The 21,236-nt window shown below is 65.3% G+C and carries 21 protein-coding genes; 12 read left to right on the top strand and 9 right to left on the bottom strand.

The genetic code is table 11. The annotated features are described in order from the left end of the window. Window positions 1-21 precede the first annotated feature (21 nt). The 4 genes from ABZS43_RS06395 to ABZS43_RS06380 all read left to right on the top strand — a co-directional run bounded on the left by ABZS43_RS06395 (window position 22) and on the right by ABZS43_RS06380 (window position 3,853). Complete coding sequence (locus ABZS43_RS06395) at window positions 22-813, top strand: coniferyl-alcohol dehydrogenase (protein ID WP_355034776.1); 792 nt, start codon at window positions 22-24, stop codon at window positions 811-813. An 8-nt stretch (window positions 814-821) separates the two neighbouring features. Next, complete coding sequence (locus ABZS43_RS06390; protein WP_355034775.1) at window positions 822-2,228, top strand: aldehyde dehydrogenase family protein; 1,407 nt, start codon at window positions 822-824, stop codon at window positions 2,226-2,228. Window positions 2,229-2,263: 35 nt separating this feature from the next. Next, window positions 2,264-2,455, top strand: coding sequence for a ferredoxin (locus tag ABZS43_RS06385; protein ID WP_355034774.1), 192 nt, complete (start codon window positions 2,264-2,266; stop codon window positions 2,453-2,455). Between the two features lie 150 nt (window positions 2,456-2,605). Then, window positions 2,606-3,853 (top strand): cytochrome P450, encoded by a 1,248-nt coding sequence (locus ABZS43_RS06380; RefSeq protein ID WP_355034773.1) that lies wholly within the window; start codon window positions 2,606-2,608, stop codon window positions 3,851-3,853. A 76-nt stretch (window positions 3,854-3,929) separates the two neighbouring features. On the opposite strand, the gene adhE is transcribed toward ABZS43_RS06380, so the two are convergent. Beyond that, entirely contained in the window at window positions 3,930-6,572 is a 2,643-nt protein-coding gene (gene adhE, locus ABZS43_RS06375) for a bifunctional acetaldehyde-CoA/alcohol dehydrogenase (RefSeq protein ID WP_355034772.1), read from the bottom strand. 582 nt (window positions 6,573-7,154) lie between these two features. Between adhE and ABZS43_RS06370 the strand changes: the two genes are divergently transcribed. Further along, window positions 7,155-8,687, top strand: a complete 1,533-nt coding sequence (locus ABZS43_RS06370; protein ID WP_355034771.1) for an alpha/beta fold hydrolase — start codon at window positions 7,155-7,157, stop codon at window positions 8,685-8,687. A gap of 293 nt (window positions 8,688-8,980) precedes the next feature. Further along, window positions 8,981-9,874 carry a hypothetical protein gene (locus tag ABZS43_RS06365; protein ID WP_355034770.1) on the top strand — a complete coding sequence of 298 codons (894 nt, stop codon included), beginning with the start codon at window positions 8,981-8,983 and terminating at the stop codon, window positions 9,872-9,874. Between the two features lie 429 nt (window positions 9,875-10,303). On the opposite strand, the gene ABZS43_RS06360 is transcribed toward ABZS43_RS06365, so the two are convergent. Next, window positions 10,304-11,212 carry a LysR family transcriptional regulator gene (locus ABZS43_RS06360; protein WP_355034769.1) on the bottom strand — a complete coding sequence of 303 codons (909 nt, stop codon included), beginning with the start codon at window positions 11,210-11,212 and terminating at the stop codon, window positions 10,304-10,306. Between the two features lie 70 nt (window positions 11,213-11,282). On the opposite strand from ABZS43_RS06360, the gene ABZS43_RS06355 reads away from it, so the two are divergent. Together ABZS43_RS06355 and ABZS43_RS06350 are read left to right on the top strand one after the other, a co-directional pair. Then, complete coding sequence (locus ABZS43_RS06355; RefSeq protein WP_355034768.1) at window positions 11,283-11,696, top strand: nuclear transport factor 2 family protein; 414 nt, start codon at window positions 11,283-11,285, stop codon at window positions 11,694-11,696. A gap of 148 nt (window positions 11,697-11,844) precedes the next feature. Next, window positions 11,845-12,438, top strand: a complete 594-nt coding sequence (locus ABZS43_RS06350) for a TetR/AcrR family transcriptional regulator (protein ID WP_355034767.1) — start codon at window positions 11,845-11,847, stop codon at window positions 12,436-12,438. Between the two features lie 78 nt (window positions 12,439-12,516). On the opposite strand, the gene ABZS43_RS06345 is transcribed toward ABZS43_RS06350, so the two are convergent. Genes ABZS43_RS06345 through ABZS43_RS06330 form a run of 4 tightly spaced genes read right to left on the bottom strand, consistent with a single transcriptional unit; the run spans window position 12,517 to window position 14,993 of the window. Then, window positions 12,517-12,792, bottom strand: coding sequence for a cytochrome C oxidase subunit IV family protein (locus ABZS43_RS06345; protein WP_355034766.1), 276 nt, complete (start codon window positions 12,790-12,792; stop codon window positions 12,517-12,519). Window positions 12,793-12,798: 6 nt separating this feature from the next. Next, window positions 12,799-13,443 carry a cytochrome c oxidase subunit 3 family protein gene (locus ABZS43_RS06340; RefSeq protein ID WP_355034765.1) on the bottom strand — a complete coding sequence of 215 codons (645 nt, stop codon included), beginning with the start codon at window positions 13,441-13,443 and terminating at the stop codon, window positions 12,799-12,801. Between the two features lie 48 nt (window positions 13,444-13,491). Next, window positions 13,492-14,253 carry a hypothetical protein gene (locus ABZS43_RS06335; protein ID WP_355034764.1) on the bottom strand — a complete coding sequence of 254 codons (762 nt, stop codon included), beginning with the start codon at window positions 14,251-14,253 and terminating at the stop codon, window positions 13,492-13,494. Beyond that, window positions 14,250-14,993 (bottom strand): hypothetical protein, encoded by a 744-nt coding sequence (locus ABZS43_RS06330; protein ID WP_355034763.1) that lies wholly within the window; start codon window positions 14,991-14,993, stop codon window positions 14,250-14,252. The genes ABZS43_RS06335 and ABZS43_RS06330 overlap by 4 nt, the downstream gene beginning before the upstream one ends. Window positions 14,994-15,321: 328 nt before the next feature. On the opposite strand from ABZS43_RS06330, the gene ABZS43_RS06325 reads away from it, so the two are divergent. From ABZS43_RS06325 to ABZS43_RS06310, 4 genes are read left to right on the top strand one after another with little or no spacing between them, the layout of a single operon-like run. Then, window positions 15,322-15,666, top strand: a complete 345-nt coding sequence (locus tag ABZS43_RS06325) for a hypothetical protein (RefSeq protein WP_355034762.1) — start codon at window positions 15,322-15,324, stop codon at window positions 15,664-15,666. Continuing rightward, a complete protein-coding gene (locus ABZS43_RS06320) occupies window positions 15,663-16,952 on the top strand; it encodes a hypothetical protein (RefSeq protein ID WP_355034761.1) in 1,290 nt (429 codons plus the stop codon). Before ABZS43_RS06325 ends, ABZS43_RS06320 begins: the two co-directional genes overlap by 4 nt. After that, window positions 16,945-17,613 (top strand): hypothetical protein, encoded by a 669-nt coding sequence (locus ABZS43_RS06315; RefSeq protein ID WP_355034760.1) that lies wholly within the window; start codon window positions 16,945-16,947, stop codon window positions 17,611-17,613. Before ABZS43_RS06320 ends, ABZS43_RS06315 begins: the two co-directional genes overlap by 8 nt. A gap of 10 nt (window positions 17,614-17,623) precedes the next feature. Then, window positions 17,624-18,778: an RDD family protein gene (locus tag ABZS43_RS06310; RefSeq protein ID WP_355034759.1), complete on the top strand. Its 1,155-nt coding sequence runs from the start codon at window positions 17,624-17,626 to the stop codon at window positions 18,776-18,778. Window positions 18,779-18,849: 71 nt separating this feature from the next. On the opposite strand, the gene ABZS43_RS06305 is transcribed toward ABZS43_RS06310, so the two are convergent. The 3 genes from ABZS43_RS06305 to ABZS43_RS06295 form a co-directional block, all read right to left on the bottom strand. Further along, window positions 18,850-19,290 carry a VOC family protein gene (locus ABZS43_RS06305; RefSeq protein ID WP_355034758.1) on the bottom strand — a complete coding sequence of 147 codons (441 nt, stop codon included), beginning with the start codon at window positions 19,288-19,290 and terminating at the stop codon, window positions 18,850-18,852. 208 nt (window positions 19,291-19,498) lie between these two features. Next, window positions 19,499-20,470 (bottom strand): glycine betaine ABC transporter substrate-binding protein, encoded by a 972-nt coding sequence (locus ABZS43_RS06300; protein WP_355034757.1) that lies wholly within the window; start codon window positions 20,468-20,470, stop codon window positions 19,499-19,501. Next, complete coding sequence (locus ABZS43_RS06295; RefSeq protein ID WP_355034970.1) at window positions 20,467-21,183, bottom strand: ABC transporter permease subunit; 717 nt, start codon at window positions 21,181-21,183, stop codon at window positions 20,467-20,469. The genes ABZS43_RS06300 and ABZS43_RS06295 overlap by 4 nt, the downstream gene beginning before the upstream one ends. Between the last annotated feature and the right edge of the window lie 53 nt (window positions 21,184-21,236).

The following is a 21,236-nucleotide window of genomic DNA, read 5'->3' as shown; positions in this document are numbered from 1 at the left end:
ACCTCTTCCGAAAGGAATTCCGTGTTCGACTTCTCCGGCAAACGTTTCGTCGTCACCGGCGCCGCGTCGGGCATCGGTGACGCCACCGCCCGGCAGCTCATCTCCGCCGGCGCCCACGTGGTCAGCCTCGACCGAAACGAGCCGACCGCCGATGTCGCCACCCATTTTCCGGTGGATCTCGCGGACGAGAACAGTATCGACGCCGCGGTCGACCGTCTCGACGGCACCTTCGACGCCCTGCTCAACGTGGCAGGCGTTCCCGGCACCGCCCCAGCCGAAACTGTCATGGCGGTCAACGTTTTCGGTATGCGACACCTGACCGAGACGATGTTCGAACGGATGGCACCCGGCGGGTCTGTCGTCGTGGTCTCCTCGACGGCGGGATTCGGCTGGCAGCAGCGCCTCGACACGATCAAGAAACTCCTCGCCACCGACTCGTTCGCCGAGGCCGCCCAGTGGTTCGCGAAGAATCCGCAGGAGGGCAACGCCTACAACTTCTCCAAGGAGTGCGCCACCGTCTACACGATGACCATGGGTGTCGCCCTTCACGACATGGGTTTGCGCATCAACGCCGTGTTGCCCGGCCCCGTCCGCACTCCGATCCTCGAGGACTTCCGTCAATCCATGGGAGAAGACAACATCGACGGCGCCGAGAACCTGCTCGGCCGACACGCCGGCCCCGACGAGATCGCGTCGGCGATCCTGTTTCTCGCATCGCCCGCGGCAAGCTGGGTCAACGGGCATCCGCTGATCGTCGACGGCGGGTTGAGTGGCACGTACCTCACCGGCCTGGTCCCCCTCCCCCAGATCTGAGGCCACCCGTGACCACCATCGAACCGACCCGCACCCCATCGGCCGACGGAGTCGAGCACGCCGCACTGCTCGCTCGCCTCCGCGCTGTCCACGCCACCGGGCGAACCCGCTCGGCATCCTGGCGCGTCCGCCAGCTCGAGGCGATCGAGCGCCTGGTCGACCAGTGCGAATCCGAGATCGCCGCGGCCCTGAACGCCGACCTCGGACGCAGCCCGGTCGAGGCGTGGCTCGGTGACATCGCTCCCACCAAAGCCGAAGCCGCCTACGCGCGCAAGCGCGTGCGCGCATGGATGCTTCCCCGTCCGAAAACCCTTTCTCTCAATCAGCTTCCAGCCGTGGGTTGGGTCCAGTACGAGCCGCTCGGCACCGCGTTGATCATCGGTCCGTGGAACTACCCGGCCTATCTGACCCTGAGCCCGTTGGTGGCGGCCGTGGCCGCAGGCAACTGCGCCGTCGTCAAGCCGTCCGAGTTGGCACCGGCCACCTCAGCATTGCTGGCGGACCTGATTCCGAAATACCTCGACCCGGATGCGGTGGCGGTGGTCGAGGGCGACGCGAGCGTCACCCAGTCGCTCATCGCGCTGGGCTTCGATCACGTGCTGTTCACCGGGGGCACCGAGGTCGGCCGCAGAATCATGGCCGCAGCCGCACCAACATTGACGCCGGTCGTTCTCGAACTCGGTGGCAAGTCACCTGTCATCGTCGACGCCGACGCCGATCTCGACGTCGTCGCGCGGCGCCTGGCGTGGGTCAAGTTACTCAACTCCGGCCAAACCTGTATCGCACCCGACTACGTGCTCGTCGAGGCAAGCGTCCGCGATGCCCTCGTCGAGAAACTCACGCGGGTGATCGGTGAATTCCTGGCCGCGGAAACCAATCCGGCGATGCGGATAATCAACGAGCGGCAATTCGATCGTCTGGAGTCCTATCTGGCGACATCGAGCGGCTCGTTCGCCGTCGGCGGCGGCGCCTACCGCGACACACTCACGATCGAACCAACCGTGATCGTCGATCCATCGGTCGACGATCCGGTGATGACCGAAGAGACCTTCGGCCCCATCTTGCCGGTCATCACCGTCGATTGCGTCGACACCGCTTTCGAGTTCGTTCGTTCCCGACCGAAGCCGCTCGGCGCGTACCTGTTCAGCAGGTCGATCGCGGTGCAGCGACGATTTCTTTCACGCGTCAGCGCGGGCGGTGCGGTGATCAACCACATCGGTATGCACGTCCTCGCGCCCCAACTTCCGTTCGGCGGTGTCGGCGACAGCGGCATGGGCGGCTACCACGGACGCTACGGATTCGAAACACTCAGCCACCGCAAGTCGGTGCTGCTCAAACCACAGCGCCCGGATCTGAGGTTGGTCTACCCGCCGTACACCGCCACCGCGCTGAAGGTCATGCGGAAGCTGTTCTGAAACGCATCCCGCCCCACGTCATCGAAGGAAATACCATGAAGATCATCGTCGATCGGGCGAAGTGCACTGGCCTCGGCCTGTGCGAGTCCGTCGCCCCCGACCTGTTCGAGGTCGACGACTCCGGTGACCTGATTCTCTTGCGGGACGAGATCACCGAGGACCGGCGCGCCGAGGTGGATGCGGCCGTATCCGGCTGTCCGACAGCGGCTTTGCGCCTACAGGTATGACATGTCCACACCCCGCCGAGCACCTGGTCACTGGTCAGAGGCAACTGGTCAGAGGCAACTGGTCAGCCGCTGTGCCGCCGGAGCGGCGGTGTGACACTCGCCCCGCACTGACCGAACGTCCCACAGACCTATCCGACACAGAGGAGACCCTTGAGCACCATCACCCGCGACTTCCACCCACTCGCTGTGACGAATCTGGCGTTCTGGGCCCGATCCGCAGACGACCGCGAAGCCGTGTTCAAGCAACTCCGTGACGAGGCTCCGGTCAGTTGGCAGCCCCCGATGCAGGGCGGCATCATGCCCTCCGACGAGCAGGGAATGTGGGTGGTCACCCGCCACGAGCACATCACCGAGGTCAGCATGCACCCGGAACTGTTCTGTTCCGGCCAAGGCGTGCAGTTCGAGGATCTTCCTGAGGACCTACTCGAGGCGTCACAGTCGTTTCTGGCCATGGACGACCCTCGCCACCGGCAACTCCGGCGGCTCGTCAGCTCGGCGTTCACACCCAAGCAGGTCGCGAGGATCGACGATCAGACCGCTTCTCAGGCGAGGCGAGTCGTCGACGGCCTGATCGAAGCCCGCGAAGGCGACTTCGTCGACCTCGTGTCGCGGCGGCTGCCGATGTGGACCGTCTACGAGATGCTCGGCCTCGATCCCGCGCTCAGGGAAGAGGCCGCGCATATGGCCGACGAAATGGTCTCGTTCAACGACGATGACGTCGCCGCGGGACGCGAGCCGGGTGAGGTCATCAACGACTCGCTGGTCCGGCTGCTGACCATCGGCCTCGAGTTCGCCGATCAGCGCCGACGGAACCCGGCAGACGACCTGATGACCAATCTGGTGCAGGCCGAAATCGAAGGCCAGCGCCTGACCGACGACGAGATCGCCGCATTCTTCGTCCTGCTGTCGGTGGCGGGCAATGACACCACGCGCAACACCATTTCCCTGAGCACCCATGCCCTGCAACAGCATCCCGACCAGAAGGCGTGGCTGCTCGAGGACTTCGACGGCCGGATCCCCACGGCCACCGAGGAGTTCATTCGCTGGGCCTCCCCTGTGATGACCTTCCGTCGCACCGCTACTCAGGACACCGAACTCGGCGGCCAGAAGATCTCGAAGGGCGAATGGGTCGCCATGATCTACAGCTCCGGAAACCGCGACGAGCGAATCTTCGACGCCCCCCACCGGTTCGACCTCTCTCGGCCGAAGAACCCGCATGTCGGGTTCGGCGGCGGCGGCCCGCACTTCTGCATGGGCAATTTCGTCGCCAAGATGCAAATGCGCCACCTGTTCGGCGAACTGCTCACCCGAGTACCCGGCCTGCGGGTCGGCGAGCCGGAGCCACTCATCGGCAACTTCGTGCGTGCAGTCAAGCGGATGCCGTGCACTACCGGATAGATCTCATCGCGGTATGTCACCGCAACACCACACCGCCGGACCGGCGATGCGGTGCGGGGAGATCTCGGTCGCCGAGTCAGTGCGTGTCGTCGTCCCCGTAGTAGCCGAGCCGCAGGAGGGTGGTGATCTCGCTGACCAGGGGCATCCGCGGATTCGTGCGATTGCTCAGGTCCTGGAAGGCGGTAATCGCCAGTTCCGGTAGGGCGGCGCGGAATTCGTCCTCGGGGACGCCGAGTTCCGCGAGTGTGCGCGGCACACCGAGCCGCTCGAGAAGGTCGTGCACGCCCTGGAAGAGCCGGCGACGACTCTCGTCGGGTTCATGCCCGCCGAAGATGATCCGTCCGAGTTGGGCGTACTTCTCCGGTGCGACGTAGGCCGAATAGCCGGGGGCCGGCATGAACTTGGTGGGCAGGTCGGCGTTGTAACGCAGGGTGTGCGGTAGGAATACCCCGTTCGCGCGGCCGTGGGCGATGCCGAACCGGGCCCCGACGGCGTGGGCGAGGGCGTGATTCGTGCCGACGAAGGCATTCGAGAAAGCGAGGCCCGCGAGCGTGGCCGCGTTGGACATGTCGGTGCGGGCGGACAGATCGTCGGGGTTCTCGTACGCGCGTGGCAGCGCCTCGAAGATCAGCCGCGCGGCCTGGACGCAGAAGGCGTCGGTGTAGGGCGTGGCGAAGATCGAGGCCGCGGCCTCGAGGGCGTGGGTCAAGGCGTCCACGCCGGTGTCGACGGTCAGCGTTCGCGGCATGGAGAGCGCGAGCAGCGGGTCGACGATCGCCATGTCTGGTACGAGGGAGTAGTCGACCAGGGTTTCCTTGCGGCCCGCGACGGTCAGGACCGCCGCCGGTGAGACCTCCGAACCGGTACCGGACGTGGTCGGGACGGCTACCAGCCGGATCTTGTGCGGATCCTGGGGATAGTCGGCCATGCGCTTGCGGGGATCGAGGAACGGCAGTGTGAGTGCGGCGAGGTCCTTCTCCGGGTGCTCGTAGAACAGTCGGATCGCCTTCGCCGCATCGATCACCGATCCGCCGCCGATCGCGATGAGCAGGTCCGGCGGCGACGCCTCGAGCAGGGCGACGCCGCGGCGGATGGTGGCCTCGTCGGGTTCCGGCTCGATCTCGCTGAACACCTTGAGATGCCGGGCGCGGACCTTGCCGCGCAGTTCGTCGACCACTCCACGCTGTTCGCTCAGCGCGTCCGTGATCACCACGACGCTGTCGCACTCGACGTCCCGGAGGTTCTCGAGGGCGCCGGCGTTGAAGAACGTGTTCGAGGGAACGCGGAACCACTGTGGCGGCGTGCGCCGGTGCGACACGGTCTTGATGTTGAGCAGCTGCATGTAGTTGACGTTCTCCGTGGTGCTGGAGCCGCCCCAGGTACCGCAGCCGAGGGAGAAGGTCGGGGTGAGATTGTTGTAGATCCCGCCGAGGGCCCCGACCGCCGTGGGCGCGTTGACCAGGATCCGTCCGGTGCGTACGGCGAGGCTGAAGGCCTCGATCACGGCGGGATCGTCGGCGTAGATGGCGGAGGTGTGCCCGAGGCCGCCGTGTTCGGTAACGAGCACGGCGGCGTCGATGCCGTGCTGGACGTCGCGGGCACGCACGAGTCCGAGGACCGGCATCAGTTTCTCCTGCACCAGCGGGTGCGCGGCGAGCTCGTCGAGATCGGCGGGCAGCGGCGCGAGGAGGACCTTGACCGCCTGGTCGACGGTGAATCCGGCGCGGGCGGCGAGCTCGGGCGCCTGTCTGCCCAGGGCCTCGAGATTGACCTTGTCGCCACAGCCGAAGGCGAAGTCGGCGACCGCGGCGCACTGCTCGTCGGTGAGCACGTGAGCGCCCATCCTCTCGAACTCGGCGATCGTGTCGTCGTAGATCGCCTCGTCGATGATGCAGGTCTGCTCCGCGGGACAGATCACGGACGCGTCGAAGGTCTTCGAGATCAGGATGTCGACGACCGCGCCTCTGATGTCTGCCGTGCGATGGAGGTAGATGGGTGCGTTGCCGGGGCCGACACTGAGTGTGGGTTTTCCTGCCGCGTTGGCCAAGGCGACGATCTTCTGACCGCCCGTCACCCAGATGAAGTCGACCAGGGGATGCTTGAACAGGTAGTGGGTCACCTCATGGGCGGCGTCGGGGATGACCTGCAACGCGCCGGGCGGCATTCCGGCCGCCTCGGCCGCAGCGCGGAGGATCTCGACGGTGCGTTCGCACGAGCGCACGGCGAAAGGCGACGGCCGGAAGACGATAGCGTTGCGCGTCTTCGCGGCGACGATGGCCTTGTACAGAACCGTCGAGGTCGGATTGGTGACCGGGGTGATGGCCAGCACGACTCCGATCGGCTCGGCGACGCGCACGATGCTGCGCTCGACGTCCTCCTCGATGACTCCCACGGACTTCTTGTCCCGAAGGTAGTCGTAGAGGAACTCGGTGGCGACGTAGTTCTTGACGACCTTGTCCTCGAAGACGCCGAAGCCGGTCTCCTCGACGGCCACCATCGCCAGTTCGACCGCGGCCCGGATACCGGCCTCGACCATCGCCTCGACAATCGTGTCGACCTGCTTCTGGTCGAGCTTGCGGAACGCGTTCGCCGCGGATGTCGCGACGTCGACCATCGCGTCGATGTCATTGCGGCGGGCGGCCTCGTCCGGCTCAGCGGGGGCGCCGTCGCCGGTGCGGTCGACGGCCTGAGTTCCGGTGCCGATCCGGGTATCGGTCATGATATCTCCTCGGATTGGAGATGCCCGTAGCCCTCGGTCGCGCCGAGGCCTCTCTGTTCGAGACATTACCCCCGCTCGCGGCCGTTGACTGTGGTCTTTGTGCCCTGCCACGCCCTGCCATCGGTCCCGTTCGGCCCTCCGGTGGCCAGGAGTCCGCCGCGAACGGCGACAACGTGCATCCCTCCCGCACCCGGATCGGAACTACTCGAAGTTTCCGCATCCAGGCACCGCGGGGTCCACGCGTTATCCGTCTCGGTCGTGGCGGGGTGGCCGAGACGTTCCGATCGAGGTTTCGGGACCGGTTCGGAGTGCGGTTCGTCGTGATCGGCGATCTTCGCCCATGGGCGAAAGCGTCAAACCGTACATTGCGAAGTCTTAATTCATTGCCGCAGTTGACATTTGGATGAATTTCGACAATTGTCAGCGGTGCCGCTCGGCGATCGGAATGCTCTCACCGGTCGATTACGGCTCAGGAATAGACTCTTTCACCGATCCGGCGTGGTCCGAGGCTCGTTGCGCTACACACAGGAGGCTCCCTTGGTTCGGCGACTGCGGCGTGGCGGTTCTCGTCGAATCAGCGCTGTGCTACTCGCGCTTGTCTTCGGTGCCGCCGCGCTCGGCACGCCCGCCACGGCGACCGACGCCGTCGACCCCTATCTGGATGGTCTCGCCGAGGCCGCGCCGACGCCGGAACTGCACTGGTCCGATTGCCAGGACGGCTTTCACTGCACCGCCGCGCGAGTGCCGCTGGACTACCACCAGCTCGATGGCGACCACATCGACCTCGCGGTGATCAAGCTGCCCGCCGCTGATCCGAGCCGTCGCATCGGTACCCTGTTCGTCAATTTCGGCGGCCCCGGCCAATCCGGCGTCGACCGGCTGCGGGAGCGGGCCCGGTGGCCGTGGTTGTTCTCCGATGAGCTGCGGTCGCGCTTCGACCTCGTGGCCTGGGATTCACGGTCGGTGGCGCGCAGCTCGGCGACCCGCTGCTTCCCGAATGCGGACGAACAACTCGCCTTCCTCGGCTCCAGCCCGGAAATGCCAACGGTTGCCAGCGACGAAGCCGCGTACTTCGCGTACGCCGAGGAACTCGCCGACCGCTGCGAACGCAACGCCGGGCCGATCCTGGATCACGCGTCCACCGCCAATACCGCGCGCGATCTGGAATTGCTGCGCCGCGCGGTCGGCGATCCGCAACTCACCTACCACGGAATCTCCTACGGCACCCAACTCGGCGCGATCTACGCGAACATGTTCCCCAGCCGGGTGCGGGCGATGGTGTTCGACGGGTCGGTGGACTTCGAGGGCAACGTGAACGGCCATGACGGACAGGGCACGACAGTCCCGTTGGACGTCAGACAGAATGTGGCCGCCGGTATCGCGGACACCTTCGACGAATTCCTCCGCGAGTGCGCGGTAGCCGGTCCACGCTGCGCATTCGGTGCAGGCGATCCACGACTGAAATGGATGGCACTCACCCAGCGAGCGCGCATCGCGCCCATCAGGGTAGCGGGTCAGAGCTGGACCTATTCGGCGATCATCGGTGCGGCCAGCGCACTTTCGCAGCCGTCGACCTACCCGGACCTCGCCACCCTGTTGCAGGCGCTGTTCGATTCGGCGACCACCCTTCCTGACCTCGCCGACCTGCGGTCGATCGCTGAGGCCTCGTATCTGGCCAACCGCACCGAGGCGTACTACACGATCCAATGCAGTGACAGCGTCGTGCCCACCGATCCCTCCGTCTACAGCCGCGCGGCCATCACAGAGGACCAGCGAATACCACACTTCGGACGGGTGGCAGTCTTCGACACCACCGTCTGCGCCTTCTGGCGTGGCCACGACGCCGACCGGTACACCGGGCCGTGGAATCGGTCGGCCTCGGCCCAGATTCTGGTCCTCAACAGCAGATTCGATCCGGCCACACCGCTGGCCGGCGCGGTCGCGGGCGCCGCCGAACTCGCCAGCGCCCGAGTAGTCGTGATCGAGGGCGCGGGTCACAGCAGCATGTACGTGGCGAGCACCTGCGCTGAACAGGTCAAGCGGGAGTACCTGGAATCCGGGGAACTTCCCCCGGCCGGTACCGGCTGCGGCATCGACAAAGGCCCGTTCGACTGACCGCACGCCGACGAAGGCGCCGACGACGCCCAGGCCGGTGCTGGATTCCAGCCGGAAACAAGTTGCGACACTGGCAGATCCAACTCGAATTCCGACCATGATCGAGGCCGCTACCGCTCGGCGTCGCGCCGGGGATTGGGCCGGGGCCTGCGCGGCCGCCGGTTTCGATGTCGATATCGATCTACGTGCTCTGGCAAGGGCTCACGGCCAGGAGTTGGCGGCCGAGGTCCGGTCCGATCTCCGGCATTTGGCCCCGGATCTGCTGCGCTGGCACCTGCCGAGGGTCGCTCCGGATGGACCTGCACCGTCACCTCTGGGATGCGCGCCGCACCGATGAGCTGGGGGTACGGTGTGGAGCCGAACCGGTCGCCGATCGGCCGGCGCCGGACCCGGCTCTGCTGGAGATCGCGCCGCGCGATCGCGGCTACGCCGTTGATCGCTGGGGCGACGAGGCACGAATCCTGCTCGATTCCGAAGGGCGACAGGACAATACGGTACTGGTGCGGTTGGGTTCCCGGCAGCGGGTGATCGCCGAACTCGGGCCTGCCGGATTGCGGATCGCGCCGGCATATCCAGCCGGAGCCGTCTCCGCGCTTGCGGTGCTGCCCTACGCCGCGACCTGGCGACCACCCGACCTGGAACTGCTTCGCACCGGCGTGATCTCGATCGACCGATTGCATCCGCTGGTTGCCGCGGCGCTGGTGCCGGACGATTCGCCGAGCGAATCCGTTCGGGGCCCAATCCACGCGGAGCGAACGCACCTGGTGGAATGCGGCAGCGAGCGACATCGAATCGGCGTTGTCGACGGTGCGCTGTCCGCGCTGGATCACGACCGGACCGAGATCCGGCGCGAGGAACTCCTGGCCGCCTTGACCGGCACCCCGCTCCCCTGCCTGCAGGTTATCGACCAGGCGCATCGCCAACCGGAGTGCCTCCCTGGAGTTCGCGAACGTCTCGCACACGGCGACGTCGCCGGCGCACTCCGCGTCGTCGAAGGCCTGCTCGGTCCCGAGGCGATCCTGCGCGACGGCGCTCTCCGGGACGAACTGACAGCTACCGCGCAACAGCGAATCACACACGGGCTCTACCGATCCGGCCTGTCCGAACCGCAACTGACCCCCGACTACCCCGGTGTTCGGCGTCCACGCGATCGCCGCGCGCACCCGCGCAACGCGACGAGCTACTGACCTGCCGAAGCGTGCGCTCCGGCGCGAGACCACGTCCCGATCTCGCGACTACCGCACACAGCCGCGCGGCGCGACCACCCAGACCCGCGACGGCGCGATCACTTCTCACCGTCGTATCCGCTGATCCTGCTACAACACAAGGTGATTCATATGTCTACATCTGTCACGGGCGCCGCCGCTCACACCTGCGCGCCTCAGGGTTCCCAGCTCGATATCGCGGCTGATCTGCTGACACTGCTCGGCGAGGCCACCACCGAACCGACGGTCAGACGCCCTGGCCCGAGACCGAGCCCTCGTGCCGCACCGTCGTCGGCCTGTTCCGCCGGGCCCCTTCGTCGAGCGAACGCGATCCACCGGCGTGGGCGCGAGTCGTCGAAATCGGCTAACCGATAACGCGATTCGGCGCAGGCGCGAAGCTGTACAAGTCGGCTATCGAAGTCGCTGGCGAACCTCGGTGGCGAGGTCGGCGGCGGCGTCGCGCAATGCCTCGATGAAGAGTTGTCTCGGGGTGGCCGAGTCCGCGCCGCGATAGACGACGCTTGTCGTGCGAACCGCGGCGGGATGGTCGACGCGGATCAGTGCGATGCCCGGCGGCAGGACCGGCACCGCGATCGCGGGCACCACGGTGCTGCCCATACCCGCCGCGACCAGGCCGAGCTTGGCGAACCAGTCACGGGCGACGAAGGCGATCTCCGGTTCCCAGGTGGCATCGCGCCACGCGCCGAGCAGGGTGCTGCTCACCTCGGTGCTGCCCGCTATCCAGCGCTGCCCGCGCAGCTGTGCGGGGGTGACGCTCGCGCGTCCGGCGAGTGCATGGTCCGGTGACACCGCGATGAGCAGCGGCTCGTCCAGCAGCGGCTCGATCTCGGCATCCACGGGCAGATTCCCCGTCTCGGTCACCACCGCCACATCCAGCCGCCCGCGCGCGACGGCGGAGATCAACCGCGGACTGGTTCCTTCGCGCAGCGGTATTCGCGCGAGTCGTGGCGCGGTGGCGGCAACGGCCCTCGGCACCAGCGCGGCCATGGCAGTCGAGAATGCGCCGACCCGGAGCGTGACGGGCGGGCGGGCGGACAGTTCGTCGAGTTCCTGCCGCGCGGAGCCGAGCCCACCGAGCACTGTTTCGGCATGCCGCAGCACGATCCGGCCCGCCTCGGTGGCCCGCACCCCGCGTGCGTGCCGCTCGAACAGCACCCGACCGGCCGCCTGCTCCATCAGGGCGATCTGCCGCGACACCGCCGACTGCGTGTAGCCCAGATTCTCCGCGGCCGTCGAGAACGACCCGCACCGAGCGGCCTCTCGGACCACCCGCAACCCGACGATCGTGAACTCACCCATGCGATCCACTCATACCAAATATGCGAGAAGATCGCTTGCCGCATACCTCGACGCCCCCTAGCGTCGAGGTATGAGCACAGCGGCGAACAAGAAATTGATCGAGCACATCTTCGAGCAGATGTCCCAGGGCAATACCCGAGCGATGAGCGAAGCCATGGCCGAGGACTGCCGCTGGATCTTTCCGGGAAACTGGTCCTGGTCCGCGACCTGGGAACCGAAGTCGGTTGTGCTGAACCAACTTCTGCGGCCACTGATGACCCAGTTCACCGAGTACCGCAGCGCGGCCGACTTCGTGATCGCCGAGGACGACCGCGTCGTCGCCCAGGTCCGCGGACACGGCATCACCACCGCCGGCGAGCCGTACGAGCAGACCTACTGCTTCATCTTCCGGATCGCCAACGGCCGGCTCACCGAGGTGATCGAACATTGCGACACCACGCTGGTGGAGCGGGTACTGCAACCGCTCCAGCGCGTCGGCGGTTAGTTCCGGCGGGTCCGGGGTGAGGCCGCAGGAGCTTCGATCAAGTGCCGTTCCCCTGACCGGAGCCCCACATCAGCAACGGCCAAGCATCCGAGTCGGCCGAGACCACGACCCTCCGGCACAGACCGAGACTCGAGCTAGCCTGATGGCTATGCTCGCCGACAGCCCGCCGAAACGCCCTTTCAGCAGTATTCAGTGGAGCGCAGCGCAGCGTCGGACGATGGCGGCCGCGCTGGATCTGTTCGGGACGCACGGTGTCAGCGGCACGTCGCTGCAGATGATCGCGGACGCCGTCGGTGTCACGAAGGCCGCGGTGTATTTCCAGTTCAAGACGAAGAACGAGATCGTCATCGCCGTGACGGCGAACGAACTGTCCATTCTGGAGGACGCGCTGGTCGCGGCCGAGGGCGAGGAGGACCGCCCCCGCGCCCGAAAAGTGCTGTTGAATTGCGTCATCGAGCTGGCGGTGACACGCCGTCGGTGGGTGAGCACCCTGACCAACGATCCGATCATCGTACGTCTGCTCGGCCAGTACGAGCCTTTCCGGATCTTCATGAGCCGGCTCTACGCGGTCCTGCTCGATGAGCGCAGCAATGACGATGTGGTCGCTCGTGTCTCGGCGGCGGTCCTGTCCGCGGCGATCGCGGGGGCGGTGGTCAACCCGCTGGTCACCGATCTCGACGACGAGACATTGCGGTCTACGCTGATTCACCTCACCCAACGGATGCTCGATCTGCCCGACTAGGACGTAGACCACGACAGGTCGATGTGGATGGTCGGGTTGCGACCGATTCCGGCCGAGGCGTGCCTGTCGTGCGGCGAATCACCACAGGTACACCGCGAAGATCGCGCTCCACAGGACGAGTAACCATCCGTCGGTGGCCAGGCGCAACCATCGCGGTGCGGCGCGCACCTCCATGAAATACCGGATTATCATGCGTCCCTTGACAGCACCGAGCACGACGACCGCGAGGGTGACGACGGTACTCGGTACCGCAGGTTCGCCGGAATGGCCCGGAGCCAGCCACCACGAGAGCAGAGTGATCGCCGACAGCGCGAGCCAGATCACCGTGATTGTCCGAGTCGATATGGGTCTCAACGGATTTCACCTCATGACGTAGAGTAGGCCGAAGATGACGATCCAGAGCAGATCGACCATGTGCCAGTAGATCGCCCCGGATTCGACCATGCTCATGCGGCTGCGGTTCGGACTTCGCACGATGCGCTGACGGTCCGGGCGGCGCAGTTCCCGCACGACGACTCCGAGAATGAGCAGGCCGAGTGCGACATGGAACAGGTGCACGCCGGTGAGCACATAGTAGAAGGAGAAGAATTCGTCGGAGACCAAGGTGTGGCCGCGCGAGATCTCCGCCGTCCATTCTCGGGCCTTGATCACGATGAACAGCACGCCCAGCGCGGCGCCCGCGTAGGTCAGTCGTACGGCACGTTGATGCTGGAGGGTCCGCGCGGCGTGGACGCTACGGGCGATGAACCATGAACTGGTCAGCAATACAAGGGTATTGAGCGTACCCAGGTCGAGGTCGAGATGTTGCTGAGCAGCGAGGAATGCCTCCGGTTCCATGGCCCGGTGGACCATGAAGATCACGAAGTAGGCCCCGAAGATCAGCAGATCGCCGAGCACCATGATCCACATGTGGACATCACCCGGTAGGTGGGCGATCGGAGCGGACCCGGCACCGGGCGGCTCGGCGACACCGGAGCTCGGCGTGCCGTAATCGGTGTTGGTCATCGAAAGGTCCTCATGTCGTTGGTTCGCGCCGGACGTGGTCGCGGCGGTTCACGGCAGCGCCGGTTCGTCGGCGGGTCGCAGTTCGGTCGCCCTGCGCAGGAAGGTGATCACGCACATGAGCCAGACACCGAAGACGACGGTGCCCATCCAGAACGAGATCGACCCGTTCCACGCGAAAGGCCCGGAACGCATCACGAAGACCGGGGTCGCCAGGATCTCGGTGACGACCTGCCAGATCGTCACGTAGGCAAGCCATTTGGGGAATATGCCGTTGCGGTCATAGAAGATCGCGATCGCGAATCCGACGTATGCGGCGGTGAAACAGCCCAGCGATCCCACAAAGGAGAGCAGGCCGAGATCGTAGAGCAGCGCCAGCAGCCGCGGGTCCCGGTCGGGCCGGTACACCGCCGCCAGGAAACAGAACGCGACCAGCAGACATCCGGGGAGCGCGCCGACGGCCATTCCCGCCATGTAGATGTAGGCGCAGACCGAGCCGGTGGTCATCCGCTTCATGTGGAAGACGATGATGCCATTCGCCACGCCCGCGCCGCCCACGATGAGTAGCAGGAGCGCGAAACCGATCTGGATGGTGACGGCGTGGTCGTCGAAGAAATGTGTGATCTGCTCCGGGCCGGTGTCGGGTCGCGGGGGCGGCATCACCCGGGTCAGCAGGACGAAGATCAGCCCGAACGCCGTATAGAAGGCGGGCACGATCCAGTAACAGATCCAGATATCGCGCTTGCCCGCGGGTTTCGGACTCGAGTCGGCAGGCTCGGTGACTGCCTCCCGGGACAGTGGCGACCGCATCATGCCACGCTCTCCGCGGCGGCCTGGCGGCGTAGCGCTCCACGCAGCACCGGGAACATCACCACCACGAAGGCGATGAACGCGATATTGCGCAGCCAGAACGAGATCGCGCCGTTCCAGGCCAGCGGACCACTGGTGAAGACCGCCGCGCCCACGGCCGGAGCCATCGCCAGCGCGGTGACCACCGAGAGGTGACCGACCCACCGCGGGAAGACGGGTTCGGGCCCGTCGTCGAAGTAGATCGCCAATCCGAGCAGTAGGTTCTGTGCGACCAGCATTCCCACCGGTGCGATGAGGGTGATCCACGCCAGATCGTTGAGCAGCAGGATCAGTTCGGGATCGCGTTCGGGCCGAAATGCCGCGACCAGGAAAAAGATATCGGCGAGGGCGACAATCGTCGCGCCACTCACGGCAGCGGTCAGGTAGCAGTACGCGAAGACATGGCTCTGAGTGGCCATGCGCTTCATCTGGACAACGATCACCATGAAGTACGGGGCCAGCAGGATCCCGCAGAGGTTCAGGGTGATCATGCTGAACCGGATCAGCGCCTGGTTATCGGCGTAGAAGGCCGCGACCTGTTCGGCGCTGTCGGCCGGGGACATGGGCGGATAGAAGCCGGGGAAGGCCAGGAACGCGATCAACAAAACACCACCGGCGACCGGGCCGGACCATAAGCTGATCGACTGGGTCGTGATGTCAGTGGTTGCGATGGGCGATTCTTCCGCCTCGGTGATTGCTTGCATCGGACCTCGAGTCACTCGGCGGTACAGACCTATCCGAATCGGCTACTAGCCGATCGGCTAGATAGACTATAGGCTCGCCGTTCGATGAAAGTCGATGCTTATCCCGAATCAGGCGCTCACCCCGCAAACGTGGGTTCCTGGCGAGGGGCGAAGGCGTTTTCGGGCAGCCATGAGGGTGGTCGTACGGACTCCCCGGAGTCGTCACGGGTGTTCACCTGCTCGATGGAACCGTTTTTCGTGCGGCTACGTCCAACTACTGAAGCGTGTGGTTTCCACCGATCCCATCCCGGGACCGGCTCGAACCATTTCGGCACGAAGGAGTGTGGGCATGGCCGGTGTTCTCAGTGTGGACATCGAAGTGTTGGGTAAGGCCGTCCGGTCGCTGGAGAGTGCCGAGCAGGTGCTGTCCGACGCGATGAAGGCGATGTCCGGAGACAGCCATGCCGATATCGGTACCAAGGAGCTGAACGACGCCGCCAACAGCTTTCAGATCCGGTGGAAGTACGGGATCGAGCGCATCGGTCAGTCCGCCGAGGTGACGGCGGAGGGCGTCTCGAAGTGCCTCGAGGCCTATCTGGCAACCGACAATGCCTTCGCGAAGGCGCTCGAGCAGGCGAAGGCCGTTGTCGACGGAACAGGTACGCAGCAGCCGAGTGCCCAAGAGAACGCATGAGCGAGAATCCATACCCCAGCCTGGGATTCAACCCGGTTCCGGGCGCGGTGACCGACGTGGCGAGTCTGCAAGGGCAGATCAGCAAGGCGTTCGAGGCGGTCGAAGAAACCAATGGGTTGTTGAGTCGCTTGCGTAACAGCAACGACGACGTGTGGAAGGGCGAAGCAGGCGACGCGTTCCGCGCCGACTTCGATGCCACACTGGCACAGGACCTCGGGTATGCGCAGAGTTCACTCGAGAAAGCGGTCGCGCTGATCCAGGAGTGGCATACGAGTCTGATCGCCTTCCAGGACACCGCCAAGGGACTGGAGACCGAGGCGGCGGAAGCCAAGGGACAACACACGCAGGCTGTCGCCAATTTGCAGAGTGCTCAATCCAATCCGGACTTGTCGCTGGCGAACACGAGTTTCTCGGACTCGGCAAGTTTGCAGACCGCGCAGACTCGCCTCGACGCTGCGGTCGCCCAGGTGCGAACGGCCAGCGCATCAGTGGATGATTGGCAAGCGAAGATCGACGCGATCATCAAGCGCGCCCGTGATCTCGAAGGGACTCATGACACCCTTGCCCGTCGAATCGCCCGCGAGTTGGACGCTGCCGCGAAGGATTTCGCCCCCAGCCCGCCCGACAAGAGCATCTGGGATCGGATCACCGACGCCATCGAATCTCTGGGCGAATGGATCGATGAGCACCGCGAGGGTATTCACCAAGTGCTCTCGATCATCGCCGCGATCGGCAGCGTCATCGCCGTCTGCACACCTCCGCCGTTCGACATCATCGGCTTCGCGGTAGCCGCAACCGCGACAGTGGGCCTGCTTGGACTTGATCTGTCCGATCCAGAAATACGACAGGGCCTCGCGAACGGCGAACTCGACGCGTGGAAAAAGGTCGGACTCGACTCCTTGGGGATCGCTCCCGTCGGCGGCGCCGGTCTTGCCGCCGGAAAGATCGGGTGGACTGCGCTCAGGGGCGGTGGTGAGGCTGTTCAACTGGGTAGGTATGCCGCACAGGCCACTGAGGGAGCGGGACTCGGCAGGGCCCTGTACAACGCGGTGACGCATGAGCCGCTGCTGTCGTCGAAGATCGTCAACAAAATCCCCGGTGTGTCGAGCCTTGCCGAAGGTGTGGGACTCACCAACTGGGCTCGCGACGTATATCAGGCGACAGGCTACGTCGGTTCGCATGCGGGGCCCGTCACTTCCCTCGAGGCTGTCGATCTGTTTGCCCGGACAGGTAAGTACTGGAAGTCCGTCGCCGGTCCGGTCGGATCAATGATCGGAGATGACTGATATGTCGGAAACCGACGCGTTGCCGACGATCTCAATCGCCATGGCCGTGCCGCAGGGGTTCGTGGCGCTTCCGCTCGGCACCATCGACGAGGCCATAGCACAAGCGGAATCGATGTTCGCTTCGCTCGGCCCCGGCACCGTGAGCTCAGCGGCTCCTGCGGTGCTCCAGGCGCTGCAGGTCCTGCTCACTCGCCTCGCGCAGCTCAATACGGTGTACTGCGGCCTCGGCAGGCATCTGTCAGCGGCCGGCCGGCAGATCTCGTCGACCCTGACCGTTTCGTTGCACGAGTACGGCGAGCGCAGGAACCCCCGGTTGACATTGGGTGACGTACTGAAGGGGAGATGTGACGCCGGTGAGAAATTCGAGAATGCCGAGTTCGTCGAGGTATCCGGGCGACCGGTGCTGTTACTCGACCAAGTGAGAGCGACGCCGACACCCGAACTGCCCGGGTACGACTCCTCCGATCCCGAGCAGGCGGTCTATCAACTCGAGGCCGTTGTTCCCGCACCGGACGGTTCCGCGATCGCGGTTATCGAGTTTTCCACGCCGTTCGTGGAACACGGAGTCGAATATCTTTCGACAATTGTCGTGATGGCCGCGTCGATAGAATTCGTGCCGATATCGAGAAGGTCTACGACCTCATTCTCGCTGGACCTGTGAGGGTATGGTCATGTCCTACAGCGGATCTACTGCGGCACCTCCGGCGATGTCGTGGCCGACAACCAAGGCAGCGGCGCGGAGGGGGAAAGTCGTTCGTTGGTCACTGCTATTGTTCGGTTCGGTGTGCTTGCCGCTGACCGTGGTGCTGATTGATATCAGAGATCGGCTCGAGTCCATGCGGCTATCGGCACTTGCCGGCGTCTGCATGAACTTTGCCGCCATCGGTGCGACTGTAGGTCTCATCTTCGGCGGAGGTCTGCTCTGGATGAACCGTAGAAGGCATCGGGCACTCACACGTCACCCATGGATTGTCTGGCCGATAAACTACATTTCCACCGGGCGCTATGAATGGGTCGAACTGCTCGATCAGAACCGTCAACCGGTTTCTGCCTTGATTTTGAGCACGTGGCCGAAAGACATAGGAAAGCTGGTGAATCACACGACGTCAGAGGTGTGGTTCGCGGGCGATCCAATGAAGTACGGCGTCCTCTCCAGACCCGGAGGCGGTGACCTCCGATACGCCTATTCTTCGAAAGCCCGCCAGCCTCCGCGGTTCGATTTCGGGGTGCACAACCCGAGCGATCAGGAGGATCACGGTGACCCCGTGTCGGTGACCCCGAAGTACGAGCTGACGCGGGAACGCGGTCAGTTGATGATGAAACCCGTTGGCGCGCAAGCGGAGGAACCGATACCGCACGGCGCGAAAGGTGATACCAGGTATGGGTCACCACGCATGCTCCGGCGAGTTCTGGCCTTCGCCTTCGACTGTGTCGTACACCTCGGCGTCGCGCTCGGCGCGGCGATCGCTGTCAGCCCCGCGTTTTCGATCGAGGCCGCTACGCGGTTCGATTGGAAGCATCTCGGCGTGAACCCGATCATCGCGCTCGGGTTCTGGCTGTCGGCATCGGCGGCCGATCGAGTCTTTGCGCAAGCGGTGTTCCATACGACGGTGGGAAAGGCATTGTTCGGATTGCGCGTCATTCGGCCCGACGACGGCGCCTACCCTTCGTTCGGAAGATTGCTGGCTGTGTGGTTGGTCGACCTGTACATGGTGGTGGCAGTTCCGATCGCGCTCGTCACCTTTTCCGATGTGCCCGGGCCGGATAAGATCGATGACTACTTTCTTCCGGCTGTACGAAGTAGGGACCTGCAGCAGCGCGAGTAATCGGAGGGCACCGGTGTGGCGGTGAGGTGCCGCAACTGAGCCAAGGACCTGGTCGTCGCCTACGGCGACCTTCAGCTGAGCTGCTCGGCAAGTCCGACGACGATGCCCTCGGGGCCACGGACGTAACAGAGCAGATAGATATCCTCGTACTGCACCAGCTCACCGACGAGTTCGGCCCCATGGGCGCGGAGCCGGGCGATGACGTCCTCGATGTCGTCGACGGCGAACATGATGCGACGAATACCCAGCGTGTTCGCTGGCGCGTCTTTCGGCTCGGTGGTGACGGCCTTCGGCCGGTGGAACTTCGCCAGCTCGACTCGGCCGTGGCCGTCCGGGATCCGCAGCATAGCGACGTCCTGTTCGACGTCGTCGAGCCCTATGACGCGCTCCGCCCCACGCCACTCGAGTGGCCCCTTACCCTCCAGCTCCATACCGAGTTCGACGAAGAACGCGATAACAGCGTCCAGATCCTCGACAACGATGAGGACGTTGTCCATCCGCTGAATCGCCATTTCGGGCCTCCTTCGATGTAAGTGCGGCCACGGTGTCCGCATCTGCCCCGGAGACGGCACCGCCAAGCCATTCTCGACATTCTCTGTCTCATCGCCTCCAACGACACAGCGGCGCTCGTCCTCGGCGCGGCTCAGCGGTGACGCACAACAGGCGTGCCGAGCACGTCGGAAGCGCCGAATCCGCCCGCAGGCCCAACCTGATCGGGTATCAGCCCTTCGTTACCATGCCCTGCGCGACCATCCAGTCGCGGGCCACTTCGGCCGGTTCCCTGCCCTGCACGTCGACCTGACGGTTCAACTCGGTGATCGTCTCGTTGGTCAGCAGTCGTGAGATCGGCGTCATGATCTCGGCCACGGCCGGATGCGCCTCGGCGAAGTCCGCGCCCATCACCAGGGCGGCATTGTATTTCGGGAAGAACGCCCTATCGTCGCGCAGCAGCACCAGATCCAGCCCGGGTATGCGGCCGTCGGTCGCGGCGACCGAACCGAAACGGCACTGCGTGGCGTCGGCGGTGGCCTGGTAGACGACGGCGTCCTGCACGATCTGCTTGCGCACCTTCCCGATGTCGATGCCGTATGTGCGTGCCATTCCGGGATATCCGTCCTGGCGTACATTGAATTCGGTGCCGACGCAGGTGGTCGCGGCCGCTGGATCGGCATCGATCAGGCGCGCGTAGTCGGACAGGGTGCGCACCCCGGTCTCCTCGGAGACGCGGCGGCTCACCGCGAGGGCGTAGGTGTTGTTCAGCGGGGCCATCGCCGTCCAGACCATGCGGTGGGCGGCGAGATCGGCCGCGCGCAGGGCCTCGAACTGACCGAGTTCGTCGGCGATCGGGGTCTCGTTGCCGAGATAGTTGATCCAGCCGGTGCCGGTGTAGTCGTAGGCGAGGTCGATCTGGCCGTGTAACTGGGCGTCGCGCAGACTGTTCGACCCCTGGATATTGGTCAGATCGCGCACGTCGGCGCCCGCGGCCACCAGGGCGAATTCGATGAGGTAGCCCAGGATGTTCTGTTCGGTGAAATCCTTGGAGCCCACCGTGATCGCGACGCCGCCGAGTTCGGGGACCGGGCCGATGCCGGCGGGTCCGACCCGCAACGGCACCGCGCCGCCCGATTGCAGACCGCAGGCCGCGATCAGCGCCGTCCCCAGCAGCGCGGCCAGCGCGCGCGCCGCCCTCATCGCAGCCCCCTCGGTCCGAGGAACTGCTCGGCCAGCGCGCCGAGCCAGTCGACGAGCAGGGCCAGCGCGACCGCGAGTACCGCGCCGACCACCAGGGTCACGTTGTCGCGCAATTTGTATCCGGTGTCGATGAGTATGCCGAGTCCGCCCGCGCTCACCAGGAACGACAGCGTCGCGGTGCCGACGGCGAGCACCAGCGAGGTGCGCAGGCCCGCGAGGATGTAGGGCACCGCGAGCGGGAACTCGATGCGCCGCAGTACCGTCAGCGCCGACATGCCCTGTCCTCGGCCCGCGTCGATGAGCACCGGATCGACCTGCTGGTAGCCGAGGATCGTATTGCGCAGCACCGGAAGCAGCGAGTAGAAGGCGATCGGCGCGACGCCGATCCAGAATCCGGTGGTGCGGGTCGCGAGGTAGCACAGCACGATCAGGCCGATGGCGGGCGCGGCGGCCCCCACATTCGCGACACCGACGAAAATCGGTGTCAGACGGCGATATCCGGGCCTGGTCAGCAGGGTGCCCAGCGGGACGGCGATCACCACCACGATGGCAACGACCGTCGCGGTGATCAGGATGTGCTGCCAGGTGACGGTCACGATATTGCTCGTGTCGAGGCTGGCCTGCTGGGTGACGGTGAGGTCGCGGCGCAACGCCCAGGTCAGCACGCCGACGGTCAGCAGCAGCACCAGCACCGGCTGGGCCAGCAGCCGCAGGTATTCCGCCCTGCCCTCGGTGGCGGGCCGCGCCCCGCGCGGTCGCGCGCTGG

It is taken from the genome of Nocardia sp. NPDC005366 (genome assembly GCF_040606855.1).
In the GTDB taxonomy this organism is placed as follows: Bacteria; Actinomycetota; Actinomycetes; order Mycobacteriales; family Mycobacteriaceae; genus Nocardia.
This window is presented reverse-complemented; position numbering and strand designations above follow the sequence as displayed.

Bases quoted from the DNA above. Each gene is read 5' to 3' on its own strand.
- ABZS43_RS06340 (WP_355034765.1), bottom strand. From the start codon at position 13,443: ATGACCAACACCGATTACGGCACGCCGAGCTCCGGTGTCGCCGAGCCG.
- ABZS43_RS06365 (WP_355034770.1), top strand. From the start codon at position 8,981: ATGGACCTGCACCGTCACCTCTGGGATGCGCGCCGCACCGATGAGCTG.
- ABZS43_RS06300 (WP_355034757.1), bottom strand. From the start codon at position 20,470: ATGAGGGCGGCGCGCGCGCTGGCCGCGCTGCTGGGGACGGCGCTGATC.
- ABZS43_RS06350 (WP_355034767.1), top strand. From the start codon at position 11,845: ATGCTCGCCGACAGCCCGCCGAAACGCCCTTTCAGCAGTATTCAGTGG.
- ABZS43_RS06315 (WP_355034760.1), top strand. From the start codon at position 16,945: ATGACTGATATGTCGGAAACCGACGCGTTGCCGACGATCTCAATCGCC.
- ABZS43_RS06360 (WP_355034769.1), bottom strand. From the start codon at position 11,212: ATGGGTGAGTTCACGATCGTCGGGTTGCGGGTGGTCCGAGAGGCCGCT.
- ABZS43_RS06320 (WP_355034761.1), top strand. From the start codon at position 15,663: ATGAGCGAGAATCCATACCCCAGCCTGGGATTCAACCCGGTTCCGGGC.
- ABZS43_RS06310 (WP_355034759.1), top strand. From the start codon at position 17,624: ATGTCCTACAGCGGATCTACTGCGGCACCTCCGGCGATGTCGTGGCCG.
- adhE (WP_355034772.1), bottom strand. From the start codon at position 6,572: ATGACCGATACCCGGATCGGCACCGGAACTCAGGCCGTCGACCGCACC.
- ABZS43_RS06385 (WP_355034774.1), top strand. From the start codon at position 2,264: ATGAAGATCATCGTCGATCGGGCGAAGTGCACTGGCCTCGGCCTGTGC.
- ABZS43_RS06330 (WP_355034763.1), bottom strand. From the start codon at position 14,993: ATGCAAGCAATCACCGAGGCGGAAGAATCGCCCATCGCAACCACTGAC.
- ABZS43_RS06325 (WP_355034762.1), top strand. From the start codon at position 15,322: ATGGCCGGTGTTCTCAGTGTGGACATCGAAGTGTTGGGTAAGGCCGTC.
- ABZS43_RS06305 (WP_355034758.1), bottom strand. From the start codon at position 19,290: ATGGCGATTCAGCGGATGGACAACGTCCTCATCGTTGTCGAGGATCTG.
- ABZS43_RS06355 (WP_355034768.1), top strand. From the start codon at position 11,283: ATGAGCACAGCGGCGAACAAGAAATTGATCGAGCACATCTTCGAGCAG.
- ABZS43_RS06335 (WP_355034764.1), bottom strand. From the start codon at position 14,253: ATGATGCGGTCGCCACTGTCCCGGGAGGCAGTCACCGAGCCTGCCGAC.